The following is an 8,645-nucleotide window of genomic DNA, read 5'->3' as shown; positions in this document are numbered from 1 at the left end:
TCAATAGCGCCGGTACCGCTAATGTCGTGGCTAAATGGGGTGGCGGCGATCAGTTGTACTGCCCAGTTTTGATCAATTCTGTAGTCAAAGGTCAGGCCTAACTGAGTATTGTTATTGACACCGACACCGGTGGAGCCATTGGCGAGACCAGCGAGTTGCTCAACCGTGCCCAGATTGCTGCTGCTGTCACTGGGCATCACGCTGATGGCACCGACATTGACGGCAAACTCTGCCTGAGCTGAGGTGGCTAATAATCCTAAAGATAGGGTGAGGGCGCTAACGAGTGTTTTCATGATGTGCTCCTGTTTAATCACTGCGGGCATTGTGCGCGCTTTTAAACAGCAGTCTTTGGGCTGGATCAAAAAATTCGACGGCTAAGGTGTAAATTAGCCGCCGGACTTATTCTATATCAAACATTACTTTGATTATTGCTCTCGCATTTGTTGGCGCTGCTCCCGATTAAAGGTGCTGCTTTGCGGACGAGGCGACGGGTTACGGTTTTCTGTCCTTGCCGCTGGCATGGCTGCAGGTTGAGCAGAGACTGCTGCGCGTTGCGGTGTCGCTTGCTGACGATGTGGTTGCTGCGTAGTTTGTGTCACCGGTTGCTGTTGGCGTGTACTAAAACTCTGTGTCGTCCTGATTTGCGGCTGCGGCTGCACTTCAGGCCGATGCTGCTGCACCCGTTCAGATTGCTGCTGCATCGCAGGTCTTTGTTGTATACGGTCTCGCTGCGGCTGAATACGCTCAGCTTGTTGCTGTGCGACAGGCCTTTGCGGTTGTATACGGTCAGGCTGCGGCTGAACACGCTCAGCTTGTTGTTGTGCGACAGGCCTTTGCGGTTGTATACGGTCACGCTGTGGCTGAACACGCTCAGCTTGTTGCTGTGCGACAGGCCTTTGTGGCTGTATACGGTCACGCTCAGGCTGAATCCTTTCAGATTGCTGCTCGGCGCGAATTTGCTCTAAACGACGCTGTGGATTCATGCTGCGCCGTTCCTGGCTGACCGGCTCGTTACGCTCTACCCGCGGTGTCGCATCGGCCATTTGCCGGTGCGCATTACTGTCATGCTGCGGTCTGGGTTGTCCCTGGCGAATAGACACTTGCTCGGCGCTACGGCGTTGATACTGGTGCTCGGTTTGCTGCTGGCGCACCGGGCGTTGATCCTGCGCCATCCGACTGTACTCCCTGGTAGATTGCTGGCCATAACCACCGTTAAATTGCTGGTTAAGCTGAGGTTGCCGATAATGCACGCCACGTCTGTGATAGTTATTATGCTGCCAGCGATGGGCGTCAGCATAATGATGGTGACGCTTAGGGTAATAGCGCGGCGGACGGTGATAGTAATGATGGTTTACAATAATATGGCGGTGATGCCAGTCAAAGATACTGAAGTAAAAACCCGGGCGCACGATAACGCTGGGGCCCCAGTATACATAGCTGTGCGAGAAATGTACGCCTGGCGTGTACCAGTATACCGGCGGGTAAGCCGGGTACCACCAGCTGCCATAAACCACTCGGCTGTCATAGTAGGGCACATAGATCACTTCACGCTGCGCCGGCTCAATCACTATCACTTCGCGCTCGCGCTCTACCACGACATGTTCAAGTTGCGCCAGGCTACCATGTTGCTCTGCAGCCAGCCGTAAACGTTGTATGCTGGCCAGCACTTGTGCTTCATCAGCTAAAAAGGCTTCGCCCAGCTGCTGTGTCCATTGCAGATCATCATTCAGCCGTTCCAGTAAATTAGGAAAGGCAGTCAGCGCCTGCACACTGGGATCCCAGTCTTGCTCGGTTGCAGCATTGACAGCGGCTTCACCATTCAAACCAGGTTGGCTCTGCAGCCAACGGTGCGCCTGCACTACTTCTAGCGGATAAGTAGCGGCGATCAGCACATGAGTAAGCAGAGCATCAGGGTATAACGCCACTGGGGCCAGCATCTGATCCAGTTGTTGATCGCTAAGCACCCGGCTCTGTGGTTGGGCAAAGCTGTTGCTGGCAAGCAGTAGCATGCTTAGCAGCAGAATGCGTATTACATTGGGTAAGCGGTTCATGTTGTATCCTCCGCAACTTGCGGTATGCCGGCCTTATGCCGACATTTTGTACAAGTATACAACGTATAGCGCCCTGGGGCTGAATGAAAGCTGAACTTTACAAAGCTTTACATTTTTACCTCTGTTTAAAGAGGGTTGCCTCCCAGATAGCGTGCCTTTTTGCTGGCTTTTAACTGCTGTAAATCGACCAGAACTAAACCATCAATACAATTAGCAAAGTCCGGATCGGTACCAAAGGCCAGAAAGCGCACGCCGCCCGGTTCACATAATTCACTGTATTGTTTATACAGAGTAGGAATGCTAACGCCCATATTGGCCAGTAAATGTTTTAACTGCACAAAGTCTTCGGCATAGTCCTGACCACTGAATTGTTGTTGCAACTGCTGCATCATGTCCAGCGGCAGCTGATAAGGATGATTCGAGCTGGCTTTAAGATCTGCATCCGAAAAATACAAACTATAAAAATACACCAGCAAATCGCGGGCGGCCTGCGGGTAGCTGCCGGGTAAGCTGACACCGCCAAACAAATAGCGGATGTCCGGGTTTTTCTGTAAATAAGCGCCGATGCCATACCATAAGTAGTCCAGGCTACGTTTACCCCAAAAGCGCGGTTGTACAAAGCTGCGGCCCAGCTCCAACCCGGCAGCCAAAAATGGCTGCATGCTAGCTTCAAACTGGAATAAATTGGCGGTATATAAGCCGTCTTGTCCTTGCGTAGCTAATACTTTAGCGGTGTTAGCAAAGCGGTAAGCCCCAACAATTTCCAGTTGCTCTTTATCCCATAAAATTAAATGATCATAGTGGCTGTCAAAGCGGTCTATATCGCGCCGAAACCCGCTGCCTTCACCCACAGCCCGAAATGACAGTTCTCTGAGACGGCCAATTTCGCGCATTAAGGCTGAGCTTTGTTGGTGGTGGTATAAATACATTTGCTTACCATCGGCCGTGCTGCCGAGTAACTCACAGCCATCAATGGCTTTTTTCAGGGCTTGCCGATCTTCCGGGTGGGCGATGGCGGTCTGGGTGTTTAATAACGGTGCTTTGTCTTTGGCTAAGCGGTACAGGTGTTTTTTAAACAGCTTAACTTTTGACTGAATATCTAACGGCAAGTTGTTGCTGGTATCAAAGGGAATAAGATCACCAATGCGTAAACTGATGCTTTTACGTTTTTGTTTAAACATCTCCTGCACCAGCAACATGCTGGCCAGCGGTTTATACAACATTGAAGCACCATAAAATAACGCAGAATTACGGCCATCGATATAAATAGGCAAAATGGGTGCCTTAGCTGCCAGCGCAAAGCGTAAAAACCCCGGGTGCCATTTACCATCACGAATGCCATTGGGCTTAAGCCGGGATACTTCGCCGGCCGGAAACAGAATTAACGCCCCCTCAGCGGCCAGATGTTGCTGGATATTATCCAGGCGGCGGCGCTCAGTACCGCCTTGCATATTATTGACCGGTAGCAACAAGGGATGCAGTGGCTGCACCGACATCAGCAATTGGTTGGCAATGACTTTAACATCAGGGCGGATATCACTGACCAGTTTAATCAGCGCCAGGCCATCCAGTGAACCTATAGGGTGATTGGCAATAATGACGACCCGGCCAGAAGAGGGGATACGCTCCAGTTCATTGTCGCGCACCGCATAGCTGAACGAAAAATACTCCAGCACCTGCTCGACAAACTCCAGGCCTGTTAAGTGTGGGTAACGCCCGGCAAAGTGTTGAAACTCCTGCTCGTGCAATAAATAACGTAAGGCGCCAGTGACCGGGCGGTTGAGCCAGCGGGACTGGCTTACTCTGGGGAGTTGCTGATTAATGACCTGTTCTACACTAAACATCTGGCACTGCTCCGTGCTATGGTATTAAGCGCTAAGCATCAACCCGGATGATGGCGTTTTCATGACCCTTTATTGACACTTTGGTGACACCCTTGGCCATAGCACTGATTATTCCTGATAGAAAACTTGACGATTTGCAGCTGCGCTTGCAGCAGGCATTGCCACAGACTCCAATTTATATCTGGCCGGATATTCCCAGGCCTGAGCAGGTAAGTTTTGCCGTGCTATGGAAGCAGCCCCTTGGGGCTTTAGCTAGTTTGCCGGCGTTAAAAGCGCTTCAAAGCTTTGGCGCGGGAGTGGATGGCATTTTAGCTGATCCAGGTTTACCGCCAATGCCGCTGGCGCGCATTGTCGACCCGGCGTTAACTAAGGCGATGATTAATTATTTGGATGGCATTGAAAGCTATTACCGCTTACGGTTAGATCAATTTGTGGCGCAGCAACAGGCCCGAACATGGCGCTCGCGCAGCCCAAGAAGGTTTCAGCGTATCTGTGTGTTGGGCTTAGGAGAGCTGGGGGCGGCTGTAGCCACTCATTTTTTACAAAAGGGGTATCAAATTAGTGGCTGGTCACGCCGGCCTAAACAGCTTAGCGGCGTAGATTGTTATGCCGGGCTGTCAGCGCTGCCAGAGGCCTTTGCCAATGCGCAGCTGGTGATCTGTTTACTCCCTTTAACGCCAGAGACAAAGCAGATGCTTAATACAGAGGTATTGGCGATGATGGCGCCCGGCAGTATTTTTATTAATGTCGCCCGTGGCGCTATTGTTGATGATGCCGCGCTGTTACAAGCGCTGGACAGTGGCCATCTTGCCGCAGCTTGCTTAGACGTATTTGCCACTGAGCCATTGCCGACAGAGCACCCATACTGGCAGCACCCTGCGGTGTTGGTCACGCCACACAGTTCAGCGGTGACTCGTGTAGAGACGGTCATTGCGCAAATTGTCGACAATTATCAACGTACCGAGCAGGGTTTGCCGTTATTGAATCAGGTAGATCTAAGTCAAGGCTACTGACTGGTTAAAAATACAGCTGTTGTAACTTTTTGACAACTTGACTACACTAGGCGCGGATTTAGGTATATTGGTCTTAAATCCTAATAAAAAGAATAAAATGCGTCACTGAGGTATCAAATGAGTAGAGCGTCCAGTCGTGGTTTTGGCTTTACTACAATCGCTGTCGTAGTCTGTTTAATGGCTTTGTCAGCGTTTTTCACTAAAGCTGAAGCGATCTGTCTGTTATGTTGACAGCAGGATGCGCCAAGGGTCGATTGGAATGACCAAAAAGTCCCTCCGCTAGCGGGGGGATTTTTTTGCATTTTTTTTGAGAATTGAGTCTGACATAGCGACAGTGCCGAAAAGTATGAAGACTCAAAGTTAATTTTTTCTGCCCCTAATATCTCTAAAACCTGGCAGGGCTTTAGCAACCCCTTTACGCCGTTGCCAAACCTGCAGGCGTTGTTAAATATTACGCATCGGGGCCCCTCGCTTTTGCAATCCTGCAACGCTCATATACCTTATGTGGACTGATAAAATCATGGAAAAGATCAGAGTAAATACTGTTGGAAAAATACTACAGGGAGATGATGCTGGTTATTACGTGAAAGTGCTTGATGACGCTGCCAATACAGGAAGCTTTTTTGTTGTTATTTCAGAAAACGAATCATTTGAAACTGGTTATGATGACTGGATTGAGAACATCGAGTCACTTAAGGCCTATTTCGAAGAGTCACAATGGGTTATTGACTGGAATTAGCAAAACCTATTTGTGTTTAGGATCATTGGGGGAAGTATAGCAACACGTCAATTCCAGTTATGAACCAGGTGTGTTACCCGCAGTCATCAGCCGGCGGTTTTGCTATGACGCGCGTGGTAACCAAACTCACCGTTATGTTGGCAGCAGTTTAACCCGGCGGGTAGACTACACTATCTTTGATAAGCCACACACTATCTGGTCGAATCAGGGTGAAAGCCGCTTTAGTTATGATGCAGCGCAAAAGCTGGTAAAACGCATAGATAAAAAAGCCGGTGGCGATACGGTGACCTATTATGTTGTTACGCTCACCATACTTTTACAACACATGGACAAGACGCCACTGAGTTTTTAACCAAAAGAGCTAATGGTTCAGGAAAACTAATCGGTCAATTTTTAGATAATCAGGCTGCTGCACGTTTGATCCAAGAAAATCTTGGAAATTTAACGCACGGTGCTATTTCAGTTCCTTTACCAAGTGGGTTTCCAGCACGTATTATAATGCCTGATGGTTCTTTTGTGGCTTCATCAACGATAAGGCTTGTCCCGAGCCGAAATTGGTGTAAAAACAGCTTATCCGGAGCTATAAATTATGTTTGTAGAGTTTTATGGTCCAAAGATAGAAGCAGAAGATGCCATTAATAAATTATTAAATCTCCCGGCCACTGGTAGAGAGCAGGATTGGGAAATTGAACTTGCGGATCCAGCTAGAATCGATGAGATGTTGGATGCACTTGAAACTAAAGAAATTGATTTTGATTGCCAAAGTGCGCTTTCTTTGTTGGTCATTAGTTCAATTGATGAGGCCAATGAATTAGGTTTGCTCAATGAGAAACAGGTTCGACGAGCCGCTGAACTATTTTTCATCAATTCAGATTTAAGGGATAGGATGTGCTTTTATTGGGTCCATCTTGCACGGGCTAAAGATATTAATTTAACCTGAGATCGGTTTAACGAGCCATGACTGTAATAGCATTAAACTCCGCGTTAGTGATGTTCAGTTGTGGCTTACTCTCTTTCAATTGATAGGCAATGAGGCCTGCAATCATGTTCAGCATAAAGCCATGAACGCTGCGGTGCCTGGAGTGCTCTATCTGTGAGATGTTTTTCAACTGGTCGTTGATGGTTTCGATGATAAAGCGCCTTGATAGCATGGCTCTGTCCCACAACGATATGGCCTTTGCTTTCATGTTTTTACGCACATTCGTCACCAACGTGATGCCTTTCTCAAGTAGCTCACTGGACAGTGCTTTGCCGATGTAGCCCTTGTCGGCATAAAGTTTATCCATGGGGCTGAACACCATGTCCGCCACTGGTTTTGTATCATGTACATTGGCTGGGGTGATTTTGGCCGCCACAATTCCTCCTTGATGATTCACAATCAAATGCAGCTTAAATCCATAGAACCAGCCCATAGTGCCTTTGCCTCTGCACGCCAGTCCTGACAAGGTTTTATGCCGCTGAATGCGCAAATTATGACAGACTTTGATACTGGTTGAATCAACAAATTCAATGCCAGTTGGCTCACTTTTCAGGCTGGAAAAGTAGCTGCAAAGAGGCACTAAGGCGGTAGGCATCACCTCAAGAAAGCGGGTATAACTGAGTAGATTTGGAAACGCTGATTTGTAAAAATGAGCCAGGTAGCCAGTGTAGAAGTTTTTGAAATCACGATGATGGGACATCTGGAAGAAGATAATGATGGTCATGACTTCGCTCATCGTCATGCGACAAGAGCGCTGACGCTTGCGAGTTCCATCGGTTAACAAAGTTTTTTCCCATTCAGGGATGAAAACAGCAGAAAAATCATCGACATCGCAAAATACTTCCACTAACTTGTGCATAGGCCCTCTTTGTTGTGATTGGGTTTATCTTGGTCGAAAGATCCGATCACGAAGAGGGCCTTTAGTTCAAACTTTCTTATCCCGAGTTCAGGTTAAGTAATATAATAGCAATTATAATGATGCTTATGACGTATAACAATCATTAATAATTAATATATTGTAGGTTATAGCGCCAAGTTACGCCAAAGCAGGTGTAATGTTGGCAGATTTTTATGACCCCGGCGTTTATCAGCCTGGCCTGTTCGATGAGCCGCTAGTGCAGCGAGAATCAGATCAGAAGTTGATGCAGCTAATGGATAATCTGAACACTAAACACGCTAAGACTATTTGGTTTGCCAGCCAAGGTACTAAGCAGGACTGGAGTATGAAACATGAACTTCTATCACCGGCTTACACGACTAATTGGCGGGGAAAATCAACGGACTGGAGCCGTATGATTACCTATGCCGCTTGTTAACCGAGCTACCCAAAGCCAACACCCAAGAGAAACTGCAGCAACTCCTGCCGTATTGATCAACAGCCACACCGCAAGGTGTGGTTGTTGTTACGCTCACAATCAATTAATGCCATCTAAATCTTCCTTGGATAAAACATAACGTCTTGGTTTTCCATCCGTCACGTTGTTTGTTGACGGATAAGCGTAAAGCTGGTCCCTATCCATGCTGAACTCACAACTCAGGAAGCCGCTGATTTATTTAATGTTTCTCGCCCGACACTCATTAAGTTATTGGACGACCACCAAATTCCTTTTCACCGGACCGGAAATCGCAGAAAGGTGCGTTTTAACGATATCAAACTTTATCAACATCAGATCGAAACACAACGGCTGCAGGCTTTAGATGAATTATCCCAATTAGATCAGGAATTAGGATTGGGGTATTAATTGATGAGTTCAAACTACACCGTAGTCTTTGATGCCTGTGTGCTGTACGCAGCTCCGCTTCGTAGTTTGTTGATATATCTGGCTGCCACCAGCAAGCCTTGCGGGAAATCAATTGAGAGACATAAGTCGTCCTTTTAGTGCAAAGTCTGATGCAGTCCATTTGTGACCTTTGCGAAGTAAGCGTTGCAGCAACCACACCGTCCCAGTGTGATTGCTTATAAGTCAGAATGGCAACAGCTTTGTCAGCTTGTCTGGGGTATCAGCGGTAGGCAGCTCT

10 protein-coding genes and 1 pseudogene are annotated in these 8,645 nt (G+C 47.9%); 7 read left to right on the top strand and 4 right to left on the bottom strand.

Going from position 1 to position 8,645, the window contains the following annotated elements:
- The 3 genes from V7D78_RS00055 to V7D78_RS00045 all read right to left on the bottom strand — a co-directional run.
- Positions 1–293 (bottom strand): OmpW/AlkL family protein (locus V7D78_RS00055; protein WP_333606371.1); only part of this gene is annotated, 293 nt, incomplete at its 3' end.
- 132 nt (positions 294–425) lie between these two features.
- Positions 426–2,051 carry a DUF3300 domain-containing protein gene (locus tag V7D78_RS00050; protein ID WP_333606370.1) on the bottom strand — a complete coding sequence of 542 codons (1,626 nt, stop codon included), beginning with the start codon at positions 2,049–2,051 and terminating at the stop codon, positions 426–428.
- Positions 2,052–2,176: 125 nt separating this feature from the next.
- Positions 2,177–3,895 (bottom strand): lysophospholipid acyltransferase family protein, encoded by a 1,719-nt coding sequence (locus tag V7D78_RS00045; RefSeq protein ID WP_333606369.1) that lies wholly within the window; start codon positions 3,893–3,895, stop codon positions 2,177–2,179.
- 92 nt (positions 3,896–3,987) lie between these two features.
- Between V7D78_RS00045 and V7D78_RS00040 the strand changes: the two genes are divergently transcribed.
- From V7D78_RS00040 to V7D78_RS00025, 4 genes are all read left to right on the top strand, one after another.
- The gene (locus V7D78_RS00040; protein WP_333606368.1) at positions 3,988–4,908 is read left to right on the top strand and encodes a 2-hydroxyacid dehydrogenase; all 921 of its coding nucleotides are present in this window, start codon (positions 3,988–3,990) and stop codon (positions 4,906–4,908) included.
- Positions 4,909–5,428: 520 nt separating this feature from the next.
- Positions 5,429–5,647 (top strand): hypothetical protein, encoded by a 219-nt coding sequence (locus V7D78_RS00035; RefSeq protein ID WP_333606367.1) that lies wholly within the window; start codon positions 5,429–5,431, stop codon positions 5,645–5,647.
- Between the two features lie 70 nt (positions 5,648–5,717).
- Entirely contained in the window at positions 5,718–5,999 is a 282-nt protein-coding gene (locus tag V7D78_RS00030; RefSeq protein WP_333606366.1) for a hypothetical protein, read from the top strand.
- A gap of 237 nt (positions 6,000–6,236) precedes the next feature.
- Positions 6,237–6,587: a hypothetical protein gene (locus V7D78_RS00025; RefSeq protein WP_333606365.1), complete on the top strand. Its 351-nt coding sequence runs from the start codon at positions 6,237–6,239 to the stop codon at positions 6,585–6,587.
- 7 nt (positions 6,588–6,594) lie between these two features.
- On the opposite strand, the gene V7D78_RS00020 is transcribed toward V7D78_RS00025, so the two are convergent.
- Positions 6,595–7,485, bottom strand: coding sequence for an IS982 family transposase (locus V7D78_RS00020; protein WP_333606364.1), 891 nt, complete (start codon positions 7,483–7,485; stop codon positions 6,595–6,597).
- A 196-nt stretch (positions 7,486–7,681) separates the two neighbouring features.
- Between V7D78_RS00020 and V7D78_RS00015 the strand changes: the two genes are divergently transcribed.
- From V7D78_RS00015 to V7D78_RS00005, 3 genes and pseudogenes are all read left to right on the top strand, one after another.
- Positions 7,682–7,942 (top strand): DUF4113 domain-containing protein, encoded by a 261-nt coding sequence (locus tag V7D78_RS00015; protein WP_333606363.1) that lies wholly within the window; start codon positions 7,682–7,684, stop codon positions 7,940–7,942.
- Positions 7,897–7,998: pseudogene (locus V7D78_RS00010) on the top strand (transposase domain-containing protein); the annotation flags it as partial. The gene V7D78_RS00015 and the pseudogene V7D78_RS00010, both read left to right, overlap by 46 nt.
- Positions 7,999–8,119: 121 nt before the next feature.
- Positions 8,120–8,368, top strand: coding sequence for a helix-turn-helix domain-containing protein (locus V7D78_RS00005; RefSeq protein WP_333606490.1), 249 nt, complete (start codon positions 8,120–8,122; stop codon positions 8,366–8,368).
- Positions 8,369–8,645: the final 277 nt, after the last annotated feature.

Origin of the sequence: Arsukibacterium sp., from assembly GCF_036735525.1 — a bacterium.
Classification (GTDB): domain Bacteria; phylum Pseudomonadota; class Gammaproteobacteria; order Enterobacterales; family Alteromonadaceae; genus Alishewanella.
This window is presented reverse-complemented; position numbering and strand designations above follow the sequence as displayed.